This is a genomic window from Runella sp. R5_40 (genome assembly GCF_057652295.1).
On sequence record NZ_JBYFCH010000001.1, the window covers coordinates 134,088 to 155,773 of the forward strand.

Sequence of the window (21,686 nt, forward strand, 5' to 3'; positions counted from 1 at the left end):
AATTGATTGAAAGTATAAAAATTTTGGGGTATTTACTATTAACTTAATGAAAATACTTTAGGGTGGTGGCGACGCGCCTGGTAAATGGTAGTATTGGTCTATCCTTACAGAATTAACCCATACAGCACCTTGTCCTCCCGCTGAGAGTTTAGGACGGTAAGTCCTCCAATCTGTCACTTTATGCCCATCCTCCTTTTTTCTTCTAAAAGTAAGCATCTCCAAGCAAACCATTGTGTTGCCCAAAAAAGTACTCAGAATGCGACTCATTCCCACCTGAATGGGAAGCGTAGCTAGGTGCTGGACTTTAGTAAATGTTGCACTCATCGGTCACGGTGATTATGTGATTTCGGTATATTATATTTAGTCAGAAGTAAGTGGTATTCCAGTAGAATACTACCGCCAGAAAATAACTCCTCTGAACTAACTACAATTGGGGGTTTATCCCACTCAGAAAGTATCTAAAATTATGCCAAAGTCAACAATCGCACAGAAGAGTTTTAAACTACCGCAATAAGTGTTTGTTTTACAGGCACTTAACAATAAATATTACAAAAAAAAGCAAACACTACAATATTTAATTTTTTTAATATTTTAAATAACTATTTCAAGTTTGAAACTATACACTGAGTTTAGCTAAAACCGTGCCAACAAAACCATTTTTTTACTACTCCAAAACGGCTCAAATGTGCTAATTTGGCTTATTTAACCATAAAAATATGCCGTTTAAGTACCTCCCTACCAACAAAAAAGCCGGGCTTCTCGCCCGGCTTTTTTGTTGGTAGAATTACTATCCTAAAAATCATAACCAAGTGTCAGATAAGGAATCGCTTTGTTTACTTCTCCGTTGTCTAACCCCCATGCGTAGTCGAACTTAACATAGAAACCAAACAACATCGTTCTTGCCCCTAAACCATATCCGACCATAAAAGGATTACGGAAATTGTTGACAGTAGCACTAAAGAAATCTAAGCGAACTATCTCCGTATTTAAACTATTTTGACGATTAAACGGCCATTTTCCCGTCCATGCAGTACCCACATCGGTAAATCCGACAAGTTGGAAATTACGAAGGAAATTGGACGTAATTGGCCCGCGGTAAAAGTATTTCACAAGCGGCATCCGTAGCTCGCCGTTAAAGAGTACATGGGTAGTCCCTGATACTTTATTAAAATTAAACCCTCTTAAATTTGTAGCCAATTCTACAAAAAATATATCCCTATTATCAATTGGAATCAACGAGCTACTTAGCCCCACTGCCAGCGGATTTACCGACCTTCCTTCTTGATTATTTCCCGTCCAGTTTTCCATTCCACCCATGACACTTTGTTTGGGTGAGCGCCCACCCGAATGGGCAAATGAAAGGCGGGTCGCAAAAATGAGGTCACGGTGAATTTTCTGATAATGCCGTAAATCAATGGCCAAGCGATTAAAACCTTTCGTACCCGAAACTCCGCCAAACCAATCGTAGCGTACTTTAAAGCGCGTGCCTTCCATCATGTTCATGCCATTGATGCGAGAGTTATCATACACAAACTCAGCCCTTGCTCCTAAGTAAGTAGAAGTAACATCCGCTGCTGCAATATTACTCACATCCAATAATCGAGACTCAGCAAAGAAAGGAGTCACTGCTACTCTGGCAAAATTATTGAACGGGTAAGCGGCCGTTACAGCCACACGATTGTATCTATACTTCTGACTTGCGGGCGGTTGTACGTACAAACTTTGCCGATCCACCCGAGCGGTGAAATCAATTCGGTGCGCTAAATTACTGTATTCTGCCCAAAGATTATTGGTTCTAAAATTGAGTAATCCTAAGAAAAACCCAGCCTTAACGATGTGGTTTTCAAGCAAATCGTTCATCGTTAGGGATTGTGAAAACCCAAAACCACGGATGGGATCTATTCGCCAATCGGAGGTAGCATCGTTACTGATAAACAAACTCTTGTACGTAATGGGACCTTTGATGGTAATGTTCTCACGTCTTCTATTGCGCACGGGTAAGTTGGCAGCACTCGTCACGGCAGTCCCTCTACGTTGACGATACTCAAAGGTTTTTAATACATCTGCATCAAACTCATAATTATCCGTATCAACCTCTCCTGAGTCTAGTTGCATTTTACGAGGGTTAGCCATTTGAGCAATCAAGCTAGCATCCGCCGCGGGGTTGTTACGCAGTTCAGTTTTATACACCGACATCCCCGCCATACTCTGCATTCGAGGTGTTGGTGCTGAGTCATTTGACAACGACGACAGTGTTTTTTGGTAGATGACCGATTCGTGGTCTTTGGTCCAATTTAAACTTGTAAACGCCCCCGATGTAAGCAAATAATCGTAATCCCGAATGTTTTGATTGAAGTTGGTGAGGGGAGTCAATTTCTTTATATCTGACTCATAGCGATACAAATTTGTGATACCTTTATAATCAGACAAGAAATAAAAAGTATTCTCATCTGATGTACGTGGACTAGAAATTATCCCCAAAGAATCAACAATACGGGATACTGTTTGCGCACGCGGGTTCCCGTCATGAACAAACAATGCCATTTTATCCTTTACCGTTTTGTATGAGCCTTTATCTGAAATTAAAAGAGAGTCCTTGATTCGGTTAGACGTAAATACCACTCTTGTTGAAGAACCTGCTACAAAATGAGGCGTTCTGTCGTCGTACAGGTCGCTGGTAAGCGGTAACAATGAAGCCCTACCCACGCTAAACAAATACAAGTCGTTTTGTCCACGGCTATCTGCACTGAGGGCTAATGTTGAGCCATCGTTAGAAATATCAAAGTCCGTGACTTGGTTAATGCCCCTAATTTCGCGGCTCATCCGAAGCTTGTATTTTCCTTTTTCTAGGATGTCAAAAATCTCCAAAAATACGCGTCCATTTTCTTCCGTAATAATTGCTAACCCATTGTTTCGACTCCAAGCAACGAGCGGAACACGGCTCAAATATGATTTTTTCTCCAGTGAATATTTCCCTTTGAGAATGGTCGTTTTTGCTTTTGTTTCGACATTGATAACCTCTACTGTGTATTTTCCTTCTTTCCGATTTGTAACCGCTACATACTGATTATCAAGGCTTAATCGTACAGAGTTTGCTAACCCTCCCAGCGGCAAATCCAATTCTTCCCGCCAATCGCCCGTCGGTTCTTTGTTGGTTGCACTCACTGTCGTGGCCATGTTGGAATAAAAATCACGCCAATCTTTCAGAAACTTGGTAAACGATACCCCAAGGGTACTGGCTACACTTGTTTGCTCGGTACGAATAATACGGGTAAGGTTTAAAATGTTAGAAATATTGTCTTTCCCGTATCGTTCAGCAATGTAGTTCCAGATGGATTGTCCAACAATCGTTGCCTCCGTTCCAGTCAATAAAGAAGGTTTTTTCATCTGGCGATTCACAATAGCATCGCGCATATAATCGTCCAATTCGGTACTCCAACCATCGGCGATATAGGCAGCGATTCCTGACATGAACCAATCTGGCAGGGTCAATAACAGCGAGCTTTGTAGGGCATCTTTAAGGCTTCCGCCGTACAACATATCATATACGACTAGCCTCGAAACTTCTCTAATGAGCTGTTTTTTAAAACTGATTTGGTCGCCCGTAAATGCAATTTCTAAGCGAGATTTGGCGAGATTTAGCTCTGTTTCACTTAAATCGGAGCTATTGGCCATCCCCATATTGCTTTGCAAAAGCTCTTGAGGAGAATTATACAAGAAGATTTTGATGCGGTTATAGAGCGTATAACCCAATACCTCCGTGATACGATCTATTTCTGACTCCGCATATTGGGCAGCCAAGGTCGCCAAGGGCGTTCCATTTCCGTAGTGGTAAATCTCAAAGTTATTGGTTTTGAGGATTTTCCAATCAAATCTCTGATACTGAACTCGGTTTTTACCAAATTGCTCTTGCGAAGGATAGTTTTGGGCATGGCCTTGTGCGATTGCTCCACAAAGGATAAGTCCAATCCAAAAAATCCGAAAAATAGAACACCTTTTCATAGAATCGAAACTGTTGTCTGCCAATAACTTTCAGGGTGAGTCAATTATTGACTTGATTTAGAACGAAAATATAACGAAAAAACGCGCGTAATATTCACCTCTGGGTCCAATTCTTCACCTAATTCTAAAAAATTCACAAATTGGGAGGCAAAAAAGGGAGCGAGTGTTACGCCTTTTGTTCCAAGCCCGTTGAAAATCCCCAATTGAGGATGCTCTGGATGTATCCCTACCAATGGCCGACGGTCTTTGGTGGACGGACGAATCCCGACTTGCTGTTCAAGAATGGTATATGGTTTTTTGAAATATACACCTATCTTATCTATTAGAAACTGACGAGCGTCCTCAGTTGTTTCCCAATTCAAATCATGCCAGGTATAAGTTGCCCCAAATCGACATTTTCCTTTTTTGTCGATGGGCAGAATAAACGTTCCTTGGTTCACAATTTCTTCAATCGAATAGCCCTCTACGTGCGTTATCAGCGTCTGTCCTTTTACAGGATTGAACGGCAGCCAATTAAAAAATGGATTCTGAAGCGCTTCATAGCCTTCACAAAATAGTATTTTTTTAATCTCCCATTCTTTGTAAATCACGCTATTTTCCTGAAAAACAATGCTATTGTAATCGAAATTTTCGACCAAATATTGACTTTTTTCAACAAAATACGCTTTTATTTTTTCAAGCATCTCAGGACAATCGACCCAGCCCGAATGCGTAATTTGGAGTCCTCCGTACTGATTTTCGATAAATGGAGCAAATTTTTCGTCATTTGCCTCCGCAGCTACATACTTCGCCAAGTTGGGATCGGCGGTTTGGGCCAAATACGTATTTTGTTCTTCAATGGAGCGAAACGGGCGATATACATCACACAAGTGAACTAACTCCGTTTGGAACGTTTCTTCCATTTCCTGGTAAAATGTACGTGCATACGGAAAAATCTCCTCGACCTTCCAAGTACGTGCCAATTTCTTCCCAGTAATCGGATTAAAGATTCCTCCTGAAACTTTGGACGCCGTTGGCAAATCAGCACTTGAAATAATGACGACTCGATAGCCTCGTTGCTCCAACGTCCAAGCCAAGACCGAACCAGCTATCCCCTGCCCTACAATTAAGTAATCGGCTTTCATGAAGCGTTTGTTCTTTTTCGCATCGAACGGCTTATGCGTTCATCTGCCAATTGTGTTACCAAATCTATTTGTTCGTCAAGCGTCATAAACGACGTATCAACACTTACGGCATCCGACGCCTGACGGAGTGGGCTATCGCTACGCGTGGTATCAATGTGGTCTCGTTTTTTTATATTTTGAAGAATATCGTCAAGGTCCAACATTTCTCCTTTGGCCAATAATTCAATTTGACGACGCTCCGCCCTGATTTCGGGCTCGGCGGTCATAAATACTTTCAGCTCAGCATCAGGAAACACCACGGTGCCTATGTCACGCCCGTCCATGACTACACCACGGGCTTTACCCATTCGTTGCTGCTGGGCCACCATCGCACGGCGCACCTCCGACACCGCACTCACTTCACTTACCCAGTTGGCAATGTACAATTTACGAATTTCGTCTTCCACATTCAGTCCGTTCAGATAAGTTTCATTGCGGCCTGTTTCGGGGTTTCGTCTAAAATCTATTTTGATATTTTCCAGTGCTTTGGCGACTTCCTTGGGGTTGGTCAATGTGACATGTTGCGTCATAAAATAAAGCGTAACGGCGCGGTACATCGCCCCCGTATCAATGTACGCATAGCCCAGATAGGCGGCTACCCCTTTGGCCGTAGTGCTTTTTCCACAGCTCGAATAGCCGTCAACAGCAATAATAATTTTTGGCATGAAACAGATTAATATAGTTGGGGCAAAGATACGCAGAATGCCCTATCCCACTCCACCGTTTTGTGGTAAAATGAATTTTGTCAGTTTCCTTTTCTTTTCATCGGTACATTTTTACGCATATTGGCTAGTTTTCTGTACATTAAAATTACAAAAGTCATTGTATTTACGTATTTCATTTTTGTACATTTACGTTCCATGCTCGGTAAAAAGCATAAAAAAATACCGAATAATAATTTTCGGTATCCTATTTATGCAAGCAAACTTTTTTTGTGTTTTCTTTGAAGCGTTTTACAACCATAAATTACAATTTACCATGAAAAAGGTGTTATTATCTTCATTATTGGCACTCACAGCTTTCTTTTGTGCCTCCACATCTTCATTAGCCCAATTCTCAAAAGGTGATAAGAAAGTCAACATTGGCGTTGGCCTTGGTTCTATTGGTGCCAACGCATCGGTAGAATACGGTATCATGGACGACCTCGGCGTAGGTTTGTTTGCCTCTTATGAACGCCCTAATACTGGTCTTATCGGTGCTGCTTTGGGTGTGCGTTACAGCTATAACGAAATCAACATCGGCCCACGTGCTGCGTATCACTTGAATCGCGTTCTTAACATGAAAGACGACAAATTTGATCTTTACGTAGCTGGTGGAGTTCTTTACCGCCACGTTACTTATCCTTATGACTACTGGTACGGCAGTGGCATTGACTCGTCTTATGGTTCTATTCGATTGTTGGCACGTGTAGGCGCTGGCTTCCAATTCACGAATAATCTATCTGGTTTTGCTGAATTGGGCTCGGGTGGTTCATCGCTTCAAGCAGGTATTTCGTTTAAATTTTAAAAAATCTTTCATTGTCCATTTGTTGATTACGTCTCATAGGTTATTTTTGGGACGTAATCGAACTTTAAACCTCCAAGTAATTTTATGAAAAAACTATTTGCACTTGTTTTTTGCTTTGCTGTACTTCTTGTTACAAAGAGCCACGCTACTACTGCTGAGTATTATGTTGATGCAGTTTCTGTTGAACAAACGCTTAACTCAGGCGATCAGTTGGACGTAGCAAACGTTGAACAAGCTGCCACAGCGCTTGAAAGCCTAATGGGCCAAGGAAACGAAATGACAAAAGTAATGGCAGGTGACAAAAAACCAGTTGTTGCATTTATTTTGGCATGGGTAGTTGGTTTCTTAGGTATCCACCGTGCTTACCTTGGAACTGCTGGTGGGGTTATCGTTGGCTATATCCTTACCTGCGGTGGTTTGGGTATTGTTGCTTTGATTGACTGGATTGTTCTTCTCTTAGAAGTAATTGAAGAGAAGAATTTTGACAAGTACGTCAACAACAAGAAGTTCTTCATGTTTGCCAACTAAGCAAAACAGAACAAGTTAACAAAAAAGGGAAGTGAGTTACTCACTTCCCTTTTTTGTTTCTGCCCCAATCACCACCGTTCGTATTCGCTGGTTATTAGCGGCTTTTCGCTTTTTATTGGTTGTTTCTGCCATGATGGCCGCCCTGCGCCCTCCTCCAAAATAGAACGTTTGAAACATTCCTGCACCCGTAAAAAAGCCAATAAAATAATACTTGTGCCAGACGTGATACACCCCAAATCCGAGGGCAATGGCTTGTAAGCCTAACGAAACTATTCCTTCCTTAGGATACCCTGCATACACCTGCCCCAGCCCTGGCATCAAGAACGACAGCAATTGGGCTTTATCTGGATTCTTAGGCTTTTTCTTCAAAAACTTATACAGCTCGTCCGCATTTATGTTTAGGCCCTTACGCGCGGCATATTGCTGAAATACGGCTTTAGACTCTGTCCAGCGCTCTAGTTCATTCAACGTGAAGATTTCTATTACCTGCAGCGATTCTGAAAGCAGTGAATCTTGGGTATAAAACTTGGTTTGTTGCAACAGCCCGTACGTCTCGTTGTAGTGCTGGGCCAAATACCCGCACAAAATAGTTTCATACCGCATCCGAAAAGCAATGGAATTATCTGGTTCGCTCAAATCAAAACGTTGGGCGGTTTGCCAAGCATCTTCAAAACTGCGCTCAGATTTTTGCGCCTGAATCTTTCGGGTAAGCAATTGATTATACGTTTGCCGAAGTGAATCTTCCGACAAGGCTGATTGGGTCAATTCAAAAATTTGTTTCTCATACAACACCGCCGCCAGCCCATAGTTTTGTTGGGCCATCAGACTATCAGGCGACTGCGTAAGTCCTTCCCTACTGATTAAACACAGTACGAATAGGAATTTGCATATTGAATAGAATCTGTTCATTCACCTTATCATTAAATTCTTGTCGTCGTACATGCACGCTTAACGCACTTCCCCACACATTGCCCACGTAGAAGAAAGAAAACAATCCTCCATAAATCAAAAAGCGAGGACTTTTCCATCCATCGCGGCGATATGCCTCGTAGGCTTGAACCCCTAGCGCTACATTTTGAATGAATGTAATAATTCCCTGCCCCGTTTTTCCAGCGTATATTTTCCCACTTCCAGGAATCACCACCGACATCATCCCCGCCACCCAAGGAGATTTGCGTCGATGTGTCCGAATCTGACGGTAGTTTTTTTCGAGGTTGTCTTCCTCTTGACTAAATGCGAAATAATGCCCTGTGAAGGACTTTTGGCGCCTTACAAAGCCTGCTGTGTCTCTTTTCAGCAATGCAACTCCCGCCAACTGGAAATTTTGCAAAGCAATAAACAACGAATCTTTGGGGACAAAATCCGTCAATGCCACTTGTGCTTTGTCATAACGTTTTAAAAACGTATGCCCAATTCCTTCCAAAAAGCGAGCTTTTTCAAAATGGGGATGTATGACAGGAAGCTGACGGAAGCAAGAAATAGCGGAATCAAGCTGAAGCTGATTGTAATAAGCCAAACCCCGATAATAGGGAAATGCTTTTCGGTATTTTGTCCAGTTGAGGACATCGTTATACGCTTTTTTTTCCAGCAAATATTCCAAAAAAAGTGAATCCGACGATTGGGTTTGCTGCGCCATCGTTGCCAAGCCTAGCCCTACTACCAACCCAATACATATCCATTCTTTCAAATACCTCATGGAGTCTTTTTGGGGGTTATCCGATACATAGCGGGCGTATCCACCACTTTCCCTGTCTGCATATTGATTCGGAGCAATTCAATGCTTGTGGCAGCCACACGGTTGCAGCGTGAAATTCGGTCGGCAGTGAGGGCAATGCCTTTAAAAACGCCAAATTCTTGTATCGCCACCCTGCTAAAACGCGAGCAAGATAATTCGTAAAGGCAATCGGCTGATATTTGGGGTGAAATTACTTTTTGATAGCCTGTCAATGCGCCATTGAGCAACCAATAAACAGGATTATAACGCAAGAAAGGGGATAGCTTGGGCTTTTCTACCTTCCCAAACGAAACCGTTGGGGCCGATCCAGATTCAGCCAGCAGCTCTAGGTCTGACACCTGCGCCCGCAATTGGCCCATTGTACAAGCCAACAACAGCATTCCGCACAGGAGTATATTTCTGGTCTTGTTAGCCATCCAACAACGTTATTTGAGAATCTTCGCGTTAGCAGGAATCACAAAATCAAGCAAGGTAGAAGTTACTTGCTCATTGATTTTTAATGCGCCATAGGCCGTTTTGGTGATAATCGAATCCCTGGCAGTTACGTAGTCAATCTGCGTGATTGTCTGCGGAAAATCAACGCTTCCTAGTTTGGTATATTCGTAGTAATAGACCTTTTTTATCGTCCGTTCGGAGGGGTCTATGTATTTCATAAAAATAGGGTTCTGCCCTTTGTGTACCAATTCAACGCGTTTGATACTTTTTGCCATCGGCGTAGGTGATTTCCAAGTCGAAATCATAAGGCCATCTTCAAACTTTGTTTGGCTCAACGAAAACCCCATGCTCGACAACCCCAAATCTGCTTTCCGATTATGTAGAAAATAGAAAAACTGGGTTGTTTCGGTACTATAAGTCGCGTTTTGCTGCTGCAATACCGTATTTTTAGTGGGGTCAAAAACCTTAATTTCGCCGTTGGAGTTGTTAAAGACGTACAATTCAGCAGGTTTAGGAAAAAGCGTGACCATCCGCCCAGAAGTTGCGTAACACAATTCAGCACGGGTATTGATGGTTTTTCCTTTGTGGGCCGTGCGCATTGTCATCGTTGCACTAACTTTACGTACGCTTTGAGCAACAAGCTGATTTACAACGAAAAACGCTACAAATAATTTCCAATAACTCACTGGGATACTCATTTTTAAACAAAAACCGATGTAGTATTACAGACCCTCTATCGACAACTTTGCTTTCACGATGCGGTCTTTTCCGTACATATCCTGAATGACATCAACCTTAACAAAGCCTTTTTCTAAGAAAAGTTGCTTGGTTGCCTGTCCAAAATGTTCGTTGATTTCGACGTAGCAAGCACCCGTTTTTTTCAGGTGTTTGAGGCAAAAATCGGCGATGGCACGATAAAAAAGTAAGGGATCGGTATCTTCCACAAACAACGCCAAATGCGGCTCAAAACGCAATACATTAGGCTCCATGCTCGACTGTTCGGAATAAGTCACGTAGGGCGGATTACTCACCACACAATCAAACTCACCCGCGAAAGTGTCTTCTCTTAAAATATCGTATTTTTCAAACGTTACTTCTGACAACAAACGGTGGGCATTTTCTTGCGCAATCGCCAAGGCATCTTCCGACACATCCCAACCCCACACTTTGGCAAACGACATAAATCGGTCGAGCGCAATTGCAATACAGCCGCTTCCTGTGCCAATATCAACGATTTTAACGGGGTTTTCCTCCCAATAACAATCCTTGACAATCAACCGCACCAATTCTTCGGTTTCTGGACGAGGAATAAGCACCGACGGCGATACTTTAAACTCCAAATTGCAGAAATACGTCGAACCGATGATGTGTTGTACTGGCTCACTTTGGTTTAAACGTTTGACGATGGTATCCCAGTCAGGCTGCGAAGCATTGGCGGGGATAGGCTTATCTACGAGCACATCCACGTTGCGAAGCCGTAAGAAATGTTCCATCAGCATAAATGCCATGGCCCTCGCTTCCTTGTGAGGATACGCAGTTATGTTTTGAACGATATAATCAAAAAGAGGTTTGGCTGAGGAATACATAGAGCTCTTCGACACGTGTTGGTTTTATTTAAGCACTTCGCGCATACGTGCCTGTAGCGCCATTTTTTGTTCTAAGGCTTTACGACTATTTCGGTACCACAAATAAGCAATCACAGCCACCGTTAGATAGGGAAAAACAAACAGATAAGCGATGCCTATGTTGATGCCATTTCCAATCACGTTTTTTCCAGTGCTCATATTGGTTTCAACCGCCCCTTTACACATGGCACATTGAGCAAACGCCCCGTCAGTGCTTACCACAAACAGGAGCATCACCACTAAAAGAATACCATACTTTTTCATAGTGTTGTTGATTAATATCGGTTATTGATAGTAAGGCGAAATCATTAAATAAACGATTACGCCCGTTATACTGACATAGAGCCAAATAGGAAACGCCCATTTGACAGCTTTCTTGTGCAGGTCTATCTGATTGCTAAACGCATAATATACTGCGCGTAGCACAAACCACACGACCCCAATCGAAAGCGTGATATGCGTAATGAGCAAGAAATAATAAATTGGACGAATGATTCCTTCGCCTCCGAAGACGGTAGATTCGTTCGATAAATGATATAAGACGTAGCTCACCAAGAAAAGTGCCCCTAAACAAAAGGAAATGGTCATCATAACCCGATGCGCGGCGATATTTTTACGCTTGATGAAATAAAACCCAGCAAGTAACGACACGCTCGTGAGAGAATTAATCACTCCATTGACGTGAGGTAATATTTTTGTCCACTCGCCCAAGTTCACTTTTGGGATACTTGGATTCAACAAAATAGCGACCACAACGGGAATCGCAACGGCGATTATGTTGATCCACTGATTGAATTTTTTATTTTGCGGAACAGTGATAGTTGACATACTTATTTTTCCTTTTTTTGATAGATATCTAACAGTACGCTTATTTCGGTCACCAAACGTTCTACATCCTTCTCATCTTTACCATTGTAAAAACCTCGAATATAGCCTTGTTTATCCACTAACACCAACTGTTCGTTGTAGGGAATGGTTTGTTTTGATTTCCCATTTTTTAAATTACCAAGCTTGTACGTATCTATCAGTAGTTCGGGAGTTCCTTTCTCCACACTAAAGCTTGCTTCTTTGTCAAATAGCTTTTTTGCCCTGTCAAAATGCTGTCTTACTACCGCATCACTATCTGGATGGAAGAATCCAACAACTTTTATCGTCCCTTGGGCAGCCGATGGAACCTGATAAAAAACGGTATCTTTTCCGTTTAAAATTGGCTTTCCAGCAGCATCAACTGCGGGGACAAAATAGGGTAGCTCAAAGTGATTTTCACCAAAGCTATGTAAGAATAAAACAATGAAAGCCGGTAATGCCAACACCAAGGTCAGCATTCCGGCTTTTATATACTTTTGCATCGTACTATCTCAAATCAAAAATAGAACCGCCTTCTGTCATTAATGCTATTAGCAACCAAACGACGAAAATACAAGGAAGTAAAGTTGCCCAAATCAACGACTTTACTTCGTGTTTAAGGTGCATAAATTCACCTACGATATAGAACGCCTTTACAATCGTCATTCCAACGAAGATAGCTGTTTTAAGCGTACCTGCGGTCAATGTGAATGCAATCAAGAACTCTAAAGCCGTAAGGATAAGTAAGATCCAAAATGTACGCCAAATTGCTTTGCGTTGTTCTGCGCCAGCGTTTTCGTCGTGTTCGTGAACGTGTGCCATATTTTTTCTTAATTAAAGGAGATTAGAAATTAGGTAGTAGGAAATAAAGCCTTCCCAACAGCATTTTATACCAAGTAAAAGAATGTAAATACGAATACCCACACCAAGTCAACAAAGTGCCAGTAAAGACCTACTTTTTCTACCATTTCATACGACCCACGGCGATCATAAAAACCAGTTGAGGTTCTGTAGAAAATCAAGTAATTAAGCACTACTCCTGAGAATACGTGTGTACCGTGGAATCCTGTAATGAAGAAAAACAAATCAGCAAACGCTGGAGGGCCGTATTGGTTTTGGGTCAAGTTAGCGCCAAAAACTGTTTTAGACACCCATGAGCCATCCACCAATTCTTTGATCACAGTGCCATTGTCTGTACCGTGGATAAAGTGCGTCCACTCCCATGCTTGGCAACCCAAGAAAGTAGCGCCACCGAGGATTGTCCACAACATATATTTTTCAACCGCAGCGCGATCCATACGGTGACCTGCTTCTACTGCAAGTACCATTGTAACCGAGCTAAGAATCAAAATGAAGGTCATAATCCCTACAAAAACGAGTGGGGCATGAAGGCCGTGCATAAATGGCAGGGCATCAAATACCTTTTCAGGAATTGGCCAATAGGCAGGTGATGATACAAAATCAGCGACCTTACCCGCATAGGCAGGATAACTGAAGCGAACTAAGCCATAAGAAACCAACAAGGCCGAGAAAGTAAATGTATCTGATACTAAAAAGAACCACATCATCAACTTCCCGTAGCTAGCCTTCATGGGCTCAACTCCACCTAGCCATACATTTTTCACATTCGGTTGTGCAGTAGCAGCCATCGTTATTCTATTAAAAATTCAGGTTTTAAGTAAAATGTTTAATCAACGGAAATACAAAAGAAATGCAAATAAATAAAGCCAAAGAATATCAAGAAAATGCCAATATGTGGTACAAATCTCGATTCTTCTCAAGTTTTTTGCGTGAACTTTTAGGCGCATTGCTGAGATAAAAGTAACACACAACACAATCAGACCTGTTACCAAGTGAACGCCGTGAAGAAGCGTAAAAACGTAAAAGAACGAACCTGAGGGGTTACCAACAAAATAAATGTTTTGGGCCACTAGGTCTTTCCATCCTTCTACTTGCATCCACAAAAACGCCAGTCCAAGCACAAAAGTAATAGAAATTGCGATTTTGAGCGTATTGAAATTGTCTTTTTTTGCAGCTAAATATGCCCAGTGCATGGCAATACTGCTAATAATCAAGACAACAGAACTTGTCCAAAAAATTTGAGGAACCTCAAATTCAACCCAGTTTCCTTCTGCTCTACGCACCAAATAGGCACTTGTCTGCGAGGCAAAAAGCATGATAATTGTTACGATAAAACCCCACAAGATAAACTTCTTGGGATCCATCGACAAGGTTTCTGGCGCTTCCTCTATCCTTAGTTTTTCAACCTTTGCCATAGTTTTAAAAATTATTTTAAGTCATTAACTTAGTTTTCAACAACTAAGCCTTATCCAACAAATAAGCGATTTGTACAATGGGCAAATACGCAAATGAGCCAAACATAAGCTGTAGGGCTGTTTTGTCTGAGCACTTCCGCATCAAATGAAACGTTTGAGCCAAAAACAACACGCCAAACAGCATAGCGACCAGCGCTGAGTTAATTCCTGTCATTCCAAGCTCGTACGGCAACCACCCTACTGGCAAGAGAAATAAGGTATAAATCATCATTTGAATCGCCGTATTTAGGTCTTTTCCTCCTTTTGAAGGTAAAAGATTAAAGCCTGCTTTTTTGTAATCTTCATCCAACACCCAAGCAATGGCCCAGAAGTGTGGGAATTGCCAGAAAAATTGAATCGCGAACAAAATGCCTGGTTCTAGTCCAAACTGATTTGTGGCAGCTACCCAGCCAATCATTGGCGGAAATGCCCCAGGAATGGCTCCTACGAAAACTGCTATCGTCCCCACGCGTTTGAGAGGTGTGTAAACAAAGCCGTATAAAATCGTGGAAAGGATGGCCAAAGCACACGCTCTTACATTGAACTCTGTCAAAAATATGAACGTCGCAAAAGCGAATAAGACTAAGGCAAACATAGTAGCTTCATTCACCGAAACACGGCCACTAGGAAGTGGTCGATTTTGGGTTCTTTTCATCAATTTATCCAAATCTTTCTCAATGATTTGGTTGATGATATTTGCCGCACCAGTGATTGAAAAAGCCGCCAAAATAAAAAGTAATAGGCTAGGCCAGTTTACTTTTTCGACCGCTAGGCTATATCCAAACGCCCCCGAAAAAGCCACTAACCACGCCAAGCGAAGTTTCATCAACTCCAAATAGCTGCGTACTTTTTCAAAAAATAAATTGATTGCCAATGTCATTGTTAGGCGTTAATATTTTCAGTAGTGAATAATTGTCTTTTGTTGAAGACTACTTCGGCATTAATTAACAACAAAAGAACAAACTGTAATCCCAGTGCAATTGTAGCGAGTGTCAAGTGAAGAGGTTGCGCAAATGCAGGGACTGACCAATATGCCATGATAATCCCAGTAGCTATTTCAATGATAACCATCACCAACAACGCCAGCGTCAACTTATAAATGATACCGCTTTGAGAGACCGCTTTTCGTAGCCAATAAAGTAAACCTACGTGCAACCCAAAAAGCAAAATGGAGTAAGATCGGTGAATGTAAAATTTCACGCCCAAATGCTCTATCCACTGATTTCTGCCAGCTTCTCCAAGTTCTTTTATCGCCACATCCATTACCTCTCTCACTTGTGTTCCTAGTAAGACCTGTACAAGTGATAAAATCAACGTCCAAATAAGCCACTTATTTATGAACGTTTTCTTTTTGATTTCAGCGAGTTGCACATCCCCAACGTACGACCTTGCCATGGTATAAATCAGTACAAATACGATGACAATCGCCAGCAACATGTGCAAAGTGACCATAACGGGCGCAAGCTCCGAAGATACCACTTTTGCACCCAACCAACCTTGAAACCCTACTAGCAAAAATGCCAGTAAGCTCATGTAAAAAATAGGTCGGTCGCGTTTAAAAAAAGGAATAGAAGCGAGAAGAGTAGCAAAAATTAAGAGCCCGGTAAATACCCCAAAAAGCCGATTAAGGTATTCTGTCCACGTCTTAACTACATTAAATTCTACCTCTCCTTTTAATTTGGCACCAAAAATTTCTTGGTAGTTGGCAGGTAGTTCAGAAACTTCCGTTGGAGGAACCCAAGAGCCAAAACATTTTGGCCAATCGGGGCAACCCATCCCAGAGCCAGTACTTCTAACAATCCCGCCGATTATTATCAAAACATAAACGACAACTACTGTTAGAAGTGCTAGCTTCTGAAATAAGCGATTATTTGTATCAGAATTAGTGTGACGCAAACTGGTCATTATAATTTTGAGCCTCAATTTCTTTTTCCTGCGCTATATACTCATTCTCATGCGGGAAGTTAGATTCGAGCGTTTGAGAGTGAGGAATATTTTGAGGAATAAAATCAACGTCAGATCCTGGCTTGCTATAATCGTATGGCCAACGATATACCGCAGGAATTTCTCCTACCCAGTTTCCGTGACCTACGTTTACTGGTGTTGTCCACTCCAAAGTATTTGAATTCCAAGGGTTTTGAGGTGCTACTTTACCTTTAAACATGCTGTAGAAGAAATTCCAAAGGAATATAAACTGAGCAAAGAAAGTAAAGATGGCAGCTATCGAAACAAACATGTTCAAATCAGTGAACGACTTACCAAAGTCAAAGCTTGTGAATTGGTAATAACGACGTGGGAAACCTGCAATACCGATGTAGTGCATTGGCATAAATACCAAATATACCCCAGCAAAAGTAAGCCAGAAGTGAATTTGACCAAGTGTACTGTTAAGCATACGGCCAAACATTTTTGGATACCAGTGGTAAATACCCGCGAAGAACCCAAAGGCAGAAGCAGCACCCATTACAATGTGGAAGTGAGCTACTACAAAATAAGTATCGTGCAATTGAATATCCAATGCCGAGTTTCCAAGAATGATACCCGTCAAACCACCTGATACGAACAACGATACCAGACCGATTGAGAACAACATACCTGGCGTAAAGACGATGTTTCCACGCCACAAAGTTGTGATGTAGTTAAACGCTTTTACCGCCGATGGAACCGCAATAATCAACGTCAAGAACATAAAGATTGAGCCCAAGAATGGATTCATACCTGTTACGAACATGTGGTGCGCCCATACGATAAAGGCAAGGAATGCAATCGCCATGATAGAGGCAATCATCGCACGGTAACCAAAGATTGGCTTACGGGCATTTGTTGCAATTACTTCTGACGTGATACCAAGGGCTGGCAACAATACGATATATACTTCTGGGTGTCCTAAGAACCAGAACAAGTGTTGGAACAAGATTGGGCTACCACCAACGTTTGGCAAAGCTTCACCGTTGATATAAATTTCTGACAAGTAGAAACTTGTTCCGAAGTGACGGTCAAAAATCAACAACAAAGCTGCTGAAAGCAATACAGGGAAAGAGATAATTCCCAATACGGCCGTGATTAAGAACGCCCAAATTGTCAATGGAAGACGAGTGAAAGTCATACCACGTGTACGAAGGTTGATTACGGTTGTAACGTAGTTCAAACTTCCTAACAACGAAGACATGATAAAAATCGCCATACTTGACAACCAAAGCGTCATCCCCATTTCAGAACCCATGTGGGCTTGTGGTAATGCACTTAATGGCGGGTAAATTACCCAACCACCTGCTGCTGGCCCTGTTTCAAGGAAGATAGAGATAAACATCAATAAACCTGAAACAAAGAACAACCAAAACGAAAGCATGTTCAAGAACCCTGATGCCATATCACGAGCTCCAACTTGCAATGGAATCAAGAAGTTACTGAAAGTTCCACTCAAACCTGCCGTCAATACAAAGAATACCATGATGGTACCATGCATGGTTACAAGGGCAAGGTAAAAGTTAGGGTCTAATGCGCCTGTTTCAGTAATCCAATCACCTAGAAATGGCTTTAGCCAGCTCAAGTCTGCGCCAGGAAACCCTAGTTGCAAACGGAAGATAACCGACATCGCAGCTCCAATGATAGCCCAAAAAATACCAGTTATCATGTACTGTTTGGCTATCACTTTGTGATCTTCAGAGAAGATATATTGGCGCCAGAAGTTTAACTCGTGGTGCTCATGTTCATCGTGAGAGTGGACATCATGTCCCAAGTTAGCCTCTACTACTGACATTTTTATTTAGATTTTAAAGTTATAATTTCTATTAACGCATCGATGCACTTGCAGCCGCAGCCGAACCTGTAGAAGCAGTGGTACTATCAGCTTCTTCTACGTAAGGAGCATAATTCATTGCCTTTGCACGCAATTTTTCAGGGATTTTAGAGATAAACTTAGGGTTTGCCTCCAAAATAGTCGATAGCAAAGGTTTTTGTTGTTGTTTCCAAGCATCAGCAGAAGCCTTGTCTTCAACAATCAGGCGCAAGCGCATTGCAAAGTGACCACGTCCACATACCTCTGTACATGCAACTTCGTAATCGAAATTAGGATTGTTTAATTCTGCACGCATTTGCTCCGTTGACTTATCTGGAATAAACCAAAATTTTGTTGGCATACCAGGAACTGCATCCATTTTAACACGCATGTGAGGAATATACACACTGTGCAAAACGTCACGAGCACGGATTTTCAACAAGACAGGCTTACCTACTTCCACGTGCATTTCACTTGGATTGATAAAGTCGTCCATTGATGCTTCGTCTGAATAATCAACGCCCATTTCGTTATCTGAAGTGATTAACTTGTAGTTATAGGCTCCAAGCTTATTGTCCTGAACACCTCCATAACGAACAATCCAACCAAACTGTTTTCCCATAATTTCGACCACCTGAGAATCAGCTGGAGCATCGGCCATAATTTTAGTCCATGAACGGAATCCTAAAAATACCAATGATGCCATGATTACGGCAGGAATCGCAGTCCAAATCAACTCCAACTTGTGGTTTTCAGGGTAAAAAGTAGCTTTATAGCCTTTTTTGTACTGATATTTCCAAGAGAAGAAGAAAAGCAAAAAGTTTACGATAAAGAACGCAATCGTTAACAAACCCATATCAAGCCAAAATTGGCTATCTGTTTCCCGACCATGTGGGGAAGACGCTTCTGGCAAAAAAGCATCTCTCGATGCGAGGTAAGACCATACCATTGCTACTGAACCTGCAACCAAAAACACCATCCAAAGTGCGGCATTGACTTTGTTGTTTGGTACAGGAGCATCACTTTCTGATTGAGTACTACCCATTACCTTTTGCAATTTTGCTGCTACGGCTATTGCAATTCCAAGCAGCACAACCAGTAGTAATCCAACTAAATAAATCATTGTTATTGTGTCGTTTTATATTGATTTAGAGATTTTGCTAGTTACGACAAAATCAATTTCTACAAATTACGCAACATCATGGTGAAGAGACTCCTCTAACATTGGATGGTTGCGAGGGATTAGATTGCCTTTCGTCAACTGAGTTGAAACTGACCAAATAAACGCACAAGCAAACAATAAAATAAAGCCAAACTCAACAGGCCCAAAACCAGCATGTTCGCCTACCGTACCTGGCATGATGTTGGTATAAAAATCGAAGTAGTGACCTACAAGGATTGACCAACAAGCGATTTTCAAAATCAATGGCGTACGCTTCGAATCCCTTGTCATTAAAACTAGGAAAGGGGTAACAAAGTTTAAGAAAAGATTGATGAAAAATGGTGCTTTAAAAATACCACCATAACCACTAAAACGCTCACGGTAGTAGATAGCTTCTTCTGGAAGGTTAGCATAGTAGATAAGCAAGAACTGCGCAAACCAAACGTATGTCCAGAAAATTGAGAAGGCAAAACAGAATTTACCTAAGTCGTGTAGGTGGCTTTCGTTTACTGCTTTCAAATAGCCACGCTCTTTCAACATAACAATGGTAAGCGTCATTGTTGCCAAACCTGCTACGTGCCAACTAGCGAGTGTGTACCATCCAAACATGGTTGAGAACCAGTGAGTATCGATTGCCATCACAAAATCCCAAGCTGAAGTAGATGAAGTTACGCCAAAAACTAACAAAAATGCCGTTCCGAATTTGATGGCTTTTTCGTAATTCTCAGTTCCACCAATTTCGTCTTCTTGAAGCGACAAATTTCTCAATACTTTCCACAAGCCATACCACAAACCGAAATACAATACGAGACGAATGAAATAAAATGGCTTGTTCAAAAATCCTTTTTTACCTGCGATGATGGCATCGTAGTGTGGACTATTGGGATCCATAATACCTTCGTGCATCCAGTGGAATAATTTATCTCCAAAGCCTACAGCAAGCACCAAAATAATAATAGCTGGTACTGGCAAAAATGCAGGCATTGCCTCTGGGATTCTTCTAAATACGGCCGACCAACCCGCCTGAGCAAGGTTATTATAAGCTAAGAAGAATAAGCCAATGACAGAAATACCAGCAAAATAGACGCTATTTACCCAAAGGTTAGAAATGATACGTTGTGACCAGTGGTAAGCGTGTTCGGCATGGTCGTGTGCATGTTCAGCAGCATGACCCGCAGCCCCATGAGCTTCGTGCCCATGTCCACCACCTTGAGATAACATATATGCTCCGATCAATACCAGCGCAGCGCCAATACCCATCCCAATGAGCAAATTGCGTTTTGATTCGGCGGTAAATTCAAATTGTTCTTCGACAGAAACAACTTCGTGATGATGTGCGCCCATTATAAATCTTTATCTTTAAGTTGTTGTTGGTTATCGCAGCGGCGAACCGCTAACTTGTTCGTAATTAGCGGTTTGCCGCTTCGGTTTATTACAGTAACTTAGTACTAGCCTTTCTGTAATTTATGAATATAGTGAGCAATTTTCCAACGCTCTTCGGGAGTCACTTGTGAACCATGTGCCCACATGCGACCTTTTCCGTGCGTAATTACGTGGAAAATATGTCCATCATTCATATTGAGGTAAGCATCTGCTTTGTAATTAGGTACCCCTTTGTACATGTCAGCTACTGGGCCATCCCCTGCCCCTGTTTCACCATGGCAGTGTTGGCAATATCTTCCATATAGTGCTTTTCCTTCTGCAAGTGTTTTTGCAGTATTTGGAACAGGGTTTTTCAAAACGGCTTCCGCAGTAGCGAGCTCATCTTTACCTATGTGGTAAATCATCAAGTCCACGCTTGAGCTGTCAAATTGAGTTTTGTAGTTACGGCGAGATACCGTTCCTGCTACAGGCTCACGCATGTTTTTACCATCAGCATTGATAGGGTTTTTCTCAATTTGGGTATATGGCTCATAACCAACCGAGTTGTACATGTTAGGAGCATATTCTAAACCTGCATCATCGTGACCACGTTGGCAAGAACTCAAAGCAGCGACGACAGCAAACGTACCAGCAATTAATGTATTAATTTTTTTCATCTTCATTTAAAAACATTAAACCTGTTTAACACTCACCTCTTCTGCTCCTGAAGCTTTTACCAAACTAGCGATTTCAGCTTCTGACATTTTGTTTTTGCTTAGGTCAATCGCCATCACAAATTTATTGTCAGTACAACGTGGGTCAAACAAAAGTGGCTCAACGGTTGGCCCTAATCCATTTGACAGGAAAAAGGTAATTGTCATACCAAAAGCCGTAAAAAGTACCGTAAGCTCAAACATAATTGGAATGTAGTTTGGAAAAGAAAGGGGATCCTTTCCACCAATAACCATCGGCCAATCGATTCCCATTGTCCAAGTAGTCAACGTAATTGCGCATAAAAACCCAGTCAAACCAAAGCAAAATGCCGCAATACCGATACGAGTCCGTGGGTGGCCAATTGCTATGTCCATTCCGTGAATAGCAAAAGGTGAATACACTTCGTAGATTTTCACCCCAGCGCTTTTAATTTTATTTACTGCGGCGAGTGCTACGTCATCATCGTCATAAACACCTACCAAAAACTTCTTATTTGCGTCCGTCATTGTTGTCTC

Annotated in this window: 24 protein-coding genes; 2 read left to right on the plus strand and 22 right to left on the minus strand. The window is 41.8% G+C overall.

The window, feature by feature from the left end; translation table 11 throughout:
* Nucleotides 1-57: 57 nt before the first annotated feature.
* The 4 genes from AC23N5_RS00575 to cmk form a co-directional block, all read right to left on the minus strand.
* A complete protein-coding gene (locus tag AC23N5_RS00575) occupies nucleotides 58-324 on the minus strand; it encodes a hypothetical protein (protein ID WP_183972050.1) in 267 nt (88 codons plus the stop codon).
* 468 nt (nucleotides 325-792) lie between these two features.
* Nucleotides 793-4,002 (minus strand): hypothetical protein, encoded by a 3,210-nt coding sequence (locus AC23N5_RS00580; protein WP_487754114.1) that lies wholly within the window; start codon nucleotides 4,000-4,002, stop codon nucleotides 793-795.
* A gap of 44 nt (nucleotides 4,003-4,046) precedes the next feature.
* A complete protein-coding gene (locus AC23N5_RS00585; RefSeq protein ID WP_183972052.1) occupies nucleotides 4,047-5,126 on the minus strand; it encodes an NAD(P)/FAD-dependent oxidoreductase in 1,080 nt (359 codons plus the stop codon).
* Nucleotides 5,123-5,830, minus strand: coding sequence for a (d)CMP kinase (gene cmk, locus AC23N5_RS00590; protein ID WP_487754115.1), 708 nt, complete (start codon nucleotides 5,828-5,830; stop codon nucleotides 5,123-5,125). The genes AC23N5_RS00585 and cmk overlap by 4 nt, the downstream gene beginning before the upstream one ends.
* 313 nt (nucleotides 5,831-6,143) lie before the next feature.
* Here cmk and AC23N5_RS00595 point away from each other — a divergent pair, with 313 nt between their 5' ends.
* Both AC23N5_RS00595 and AC23N5_RS00600 read left to right on the plus strand, forming a co-directional pair.
* Nucleotides 6,144-6,671, plus strand: a complete 528-nt coding sequence (locus AC23N5_RS00595; protein ID WP_487754116.1) for a hypothetical protein — start codon at nucleotides 6,144-6,146, stop codon at nucleotides 6,669-6,671.
* Nucleotides 6,672-6,755: 84 nt separating this feature from the next.
* The gene (locus tag AC23N5_RS00600) at nucleotides 6,756-7,199 is read left to right on the plus strand and encodes a TM2 domain-containing protein (RefSeq protein WP_164490112.1); all 444 of its coding nucleotides are present in this window, start codon (nucleotides 6,756-6,758) and stop codon (nucleotides 7,197-7,199) included.
* Between the two features lie 36 nt (nucleotides 7,200-7,235).
* On the opposite strand, the gene AC23N5_RS00605 is transcribed toward AC23N5_RS00600, so the two are convergent.
* The 18 genes from AC23N5_RS00605 to AC23N5_RS00690 all read right to left on the minus strand — a co-directional run bounded on the left by AC23N5_RS00605 (nucleotide 7,236) and on the right by AC23N5_RS00690 (nucleotide 21,677).
* Complete coding sequence (locus AC23N5_RS00605) at nucleotides 7,236-8,108, minus strand: hypothetical protein (protein ID WP_487754117.1); 873 nt, start codon at nucleotides 8,106-8,108, stop codon at nucleotides 7,236-7,238.
* Nucleotides 8,053-8,895, minus strand: coding sequence for a hypothetical protein (locus AC23N5_RS00610; RefSeq protein ID WP_487754118.1), 843 nt, complete (start codon nucleotides 8,893-8,895; stop codon nucleotides 8,053-8,055). Before AC23N5_RS00610 ends, AC23N5_RS00605 begins: the two co-directional genes overlap by 56 nt.
* A complete protein-coding gene (yidD, locus tag AC23N5_RS00615; RefSeq protein WP_487754119.1) occupies nucleotides 8,892-9,350 on the minus strand; it encodes a membrane protein insertion efficiency factor YidD in 459 nt (152 codons plus the stop codon). Before yidD ends, AC23N5_RS00610 begins: the two co-directional genes overlap by 4 nt.
* Nucleotides 9,351-9,359: 9 nt before the next feature.
* Nucleotides 9,360-10,067, minus strand: coding sequence for a LolA family protein (locus AC23N5_RS00620; RefSeq protein WP_487754120.1), 708 nt, complete (start codon nucleotides 10,065-10,067; stop codon nucleotides 9,360-9,362).
* Between the two features lie 24 nt (nucleotides 10,068-10,091).
* Nucleotides 10,092-10,955 carry a peptide chain release factor N(5)-glutamine methyltransferase gene (gene prmC, locus AC23N5_RS00625; protein WP_183972058.1) on the minus strand — a complete coding sequence of 288 codons (864 nt, stop codon included), beginning with the start codon at nucleotides 10,953-10,955 and terminating at the stop codon, nucleotides 10,092-10,094.
* A gap of 24 nt (nucleotides 10,956-10,979) precedes the next feature.
* On the minus strand, nucleotides 10,980-11,258 hold the full coding sequence (locus AC23N5_RS00630) for a hypothetical protein (protein WP_487754121.1): 279 nt from the start codon (nucleotides 11,256-11,258) through the stop codon (nucleotides 10,980-10,982).
* A 21-nt stretch (nucleotides 11,259-11,279) separates the two neighbouring features.
* Complete coding sequence (locus tag AC23N5_RS00635) at nucleotides 11,280-11,822, minus strand: DUF420 domain-containing protein (RefSeq protein ID WP_183972060.1); 543 nt, start codon at nucleotides 11,820-11,822, stop codon at nucleotides 11,280-11,282.
* 2 nt (nucleotides 11,823-11,824) lie between these two features.
* Nucleotides 11,825-12,343, minus strand: a complete 519-nt coding sequence (locus AC23N5_RS00640; protein WP_487754122.1) for a hypothetical protein — start codon at nucleotides 12,341-12,343, stop codon at nucleotides 11,825-11,827.
* Nucleotides 12,344-12,347: 4 nt separating this feature from the next.
* Nucleotides 12,348-12,662, minus strand: coding sequence for a cytochrome C oxidase subunit IV family protein (locus AC23N5_RS00645; protein WP_028524176.1), 315 nt, complete (start codon nucleotides 12,660-12,662; stop codon nucleotides 12,348-12,350).
* Nucleotides 12,663-12,727: 65 nt separating this feature from the next.
* Nucleotides 12,728-13,489, minus strand: a complete 762-nt coding sequence (locus tag AC23N5_RS00650; protein WP_183972062.1) for a cytochrome c oxidase subunit 3 — start codon at nucleotides 13,487-13,489, stop codon at nucleotides 12,728-12,730.
* Between the two features lie 42 nt (nucleotides 13,490-13,531).
* The gene (locus AC23N5_RS00655; protein ID WP_183972063.1) at nucleotides 13,532-14,116 is read right to left on the minus strand and encodes a cytochrome c oxidase subunit 3; all 585 of its coding nucleotides are present in this window, start codon (nucleotides 14,114-14,116) and stop codon (nucleotides 13,532-13,534) included.
* 43 nt (nucleotides 14,117-14,159) lie between these two features.
* Complete coding sequence (cyoE, locus tag AC23N5_RS00660; RefSeq protein ID WP_487754123.1) at nucleotides 14,160-15,035, minus strand: heme o synthase; 876 nt, start codon at nucleotides 15,033-15,035, stop codon at nucleotides 14,160-14,162.
* Nucleotides 15,036-15,037: 2 nt separating this feature from the next.
* Nucleotides 15,038-16,060 (minus strand): COX15/CtaA family protein, encoded by a 1,023-nt coding sequence (locus tag AC23N5_RS00665; protein WP_487754124.1) that lies wholly within the window; start codon nucleotides 16,058-16,060, stop codon nucleotides 15,038-15,040.
* Nucleotides 16,038-17,915 carry a cytochrome c oxidase subunit I gene (locus AC23N5_RS00670; protein WP_028524171.1) on the minus strand — a complete coding sequence of 626 codons (1,878 nt, stop codon included), beginning with the start codon at nucleotides 17,913-17,915 and terminating at the stop codon, nucleotides 16,038-16,040. Before AC23N5_RS00670 ends, AC23N5_RS00665 begins: the two co-directional genes overlap by 23 nt.
* A gap of 31 nt (nucleotides 17,916-17,946) precedes the next feature.
* Nucleotides 17,947-19,056, minus strand: coding sequence for a cytochrome c oxidase subunit II (locus tag AC23N5_RS00675; protein ID WP_183972066.1), 1,110 nt, complete (start codon nucleotides 19,054-19,056; stop codon nucleotides 17,947-17,949).
* Between the two features lie 66 nt (nucleotides 19,057-19,122).
* Nucleotides 19,123-20,439 carry a quinol:cytochrome C oxidoreductase gene (locus AC23N5_RS00680; RefSeq protein ID WP_183972067.1) on the minus strand — a complete coding sequence of 439 codons (1,317 nt, stop codon included), beginning with the start codon at nucleotides 20,437-20,439 and terminating at the stop codon, nucleotides 19,123-19,125.
* Between the two features lie 104 nt (nucleotides 20,440-20,543).
* Nucleotides 20,544-21,134, minus strand: a complete 591-nt coding sequence (locus tag AC23N5_RS00685) for a c-type cytochrome (protein ID WP_084332209.1) — start codon at nucleotides 21,132-21,134, stop codon at nucleotides 20,544-20,546.
* A gap of 15 nt (nucleotides 21,135-21,149) precedes the next feature.
* Nucleotides 21,150-21,677 carry a DUF3341 domain-containing protein gene (locus AC23N5_RS00690; RefSeq protein WP_122932271.1) on the minus strand — a complete coding sequence of 176 codons (528 nt, stop codon included), beginning with the start codon at nucleotides 21,675-21,677 and terminating at the stop codon, nucleotides 21,150-21,152.
* Between the last annotated feature and the right edge of the window lie 9 nt (nucleotides 21,678-21,686).

Bases quoted from the DNA above. Each gene is read 5' to 3' on its own strand.
- AC23N5_RS00575 (WP_183972050.1), bottom strand. From the start codon at position 324: ATGAGTGCAACATTTACTAAAGTCCAGCACCTAGCTACGCTTCCCATT.
- AC23N5_RS00580 (WP_487754114.1), bottom strand. From the start codon at position 4,002: ATGAAAAGGTGTTCTATTTTTCGGATTTTTTGGATTGGACTTATCCTT.
- AC23N5_RS00585 (WP_183972052.1), bottom strand. From the start codon at position 5,126: ATGAAAGCCGATTACTTAATTGTAGGGCAGGGGATAGCTGGTTCGGTC.
- cmk (WP_487754115.1), bottom strand. From the start codon at position 5,830: ATGCCAAAAATTATTATTGCTGTTGACGGCTATTCGAGCTGTGGAAAA.
- AC23N5_RS00595 (WP_487754116.1), top strand. From the start codon at position 6,144: ATGAAAAAGGTGTTATTATCTTCATTATTGGCACTCACAGCTTTCTTT.
- AC23N5_RS00600 (WP_164490112.1), top strand. From the start codon at position 6,756: ATGAAAAAACTATTTGCACTTGTTTTTTGCTTTGCTGTACTTCTTGTT.
- AC23N5_RS00605 (WP_487754117.1), bottom strand. From the start codon at position 8,108: ATGAACAGATTCTATTCAATATGCAAATTCCTATTCGTACTGTGTTTA.
- AC23N5_RS00610 (WP_487754118.1), bottom strand. From the start codon at position 8,895: ATGAGGTATTTGAAAGAATGGATATGTATTGGGTTGGTAGTAGGGCTA.
- yidD (WP_487754119.1), bottom strand. From the start codon at position 9,350: ATGGCTAACAAGACCAGAAATATACTCCTGTGCGGAATGCTGTTGTTG.
- AC23N5_RS00620 (WP_487754120.1), bottom strand. From the start codon at position 10,067: ATGAGTATCCCAGTGAGTTATTGGAAATTATTTGTAGCGTTTTTCGTT.
- prmC (WP_183972058.1), bottom strand. From the start codon at position 10,955: ATGTATTCCTCAGCCAAACCTCTTTTTGATTATATCGTTCAAAACATA.
- AC23N5_RS00630 (WP_487754121.1), bottom strand. From the start codon at position 11,258: ATGAAAAAGTATGGTATTCTTTTAGTGGTGATGCTCCTGTTTGTGGTA.
- AC23N5_RS00635 (WP_183972060.1), bottom strand. From the start codon at position 11,822: ATGTCAACTATCACTGTTCCGCAAAATAAAAAATTCAATCAGTGGATC.
- AC23N5_RS00640 (WP_487754122.1), bottom strand. From the start codon at position 12,343: ATGCAAAAGTATATAAAAGCCGGAATGCTGACCTTGGTGTTGGCATTA.
- AC23N5_RS00645 (WP_028524176.1), bottom strand. From the start codon at position 12,662: ATGGCACACGTTCACGAACACGACGAAAACGCTGGCGCAGAACAACGC.
- AC23N5_RS00650 (WP_183972062.1), bottom strand. From the start codon at position 13,489: ATGGCTGCTACTGCACAACCGAATGTGAAAAATGTATGGCTAGGTGGA.
- AC23N5_RS00655 (WP_183972063.1), bottom strand. From the start codon at position 14,116: ATGGCAAAGGTTGAAAAACTAAGGATAGAGGAAGCGCCAGAAACCTTG.
- cyoE (WP_487754123.1), bottom strand. From the start codon at position 15,035: ATGACATTGGCAATCAATTTATTTTTTGAAAAAGTACGCAGCTATTTG.
- AC23N5_RS00665 (WP_487754124.1), bottom strand. From the start codon at position 16,060: ATGACCAGTTTGCGTCACACTAATTCTGATACAAATAATCGCTTATTT.
- AC23N5_RS00670 (WP_028524171.1), bottom strand. From the start codon at position 17,915: ATGTCAGTAGTAGAGGCTAACTTGGGACATGATGTCCACTCTCACGAT.
- AC23N5_RS00675 (WP_183972066.1), bottom strand. From the start codon at position 19,056: ATGATTTATTTAGTTGGATTACTACTGGTTGTGCTGCTTGGAATTGCA.
- AC23N5_RS00680 (WP_183972067.1), bottom strand. From the start codon at position 20,439: ATGGGCGCACATCATCACGAAGTTGTTTCTGTCGAAGAACAATTTGAA.
- AC23N5_RS00685 (WP_084332209.1), bottom strand. From the start codon at position 21,134: ATGAAAAAAATTAATACATTAATTGCTGGTACGTTTGCTGTCGTCGCT.
- AC23N5_RS00690 (WP_122932271.1), bottom strand. From the start codon at position 21,677: ATGACGGACGCAAATAAGAAGTTTTTGGTAGGTGTTTATGACGATGAT.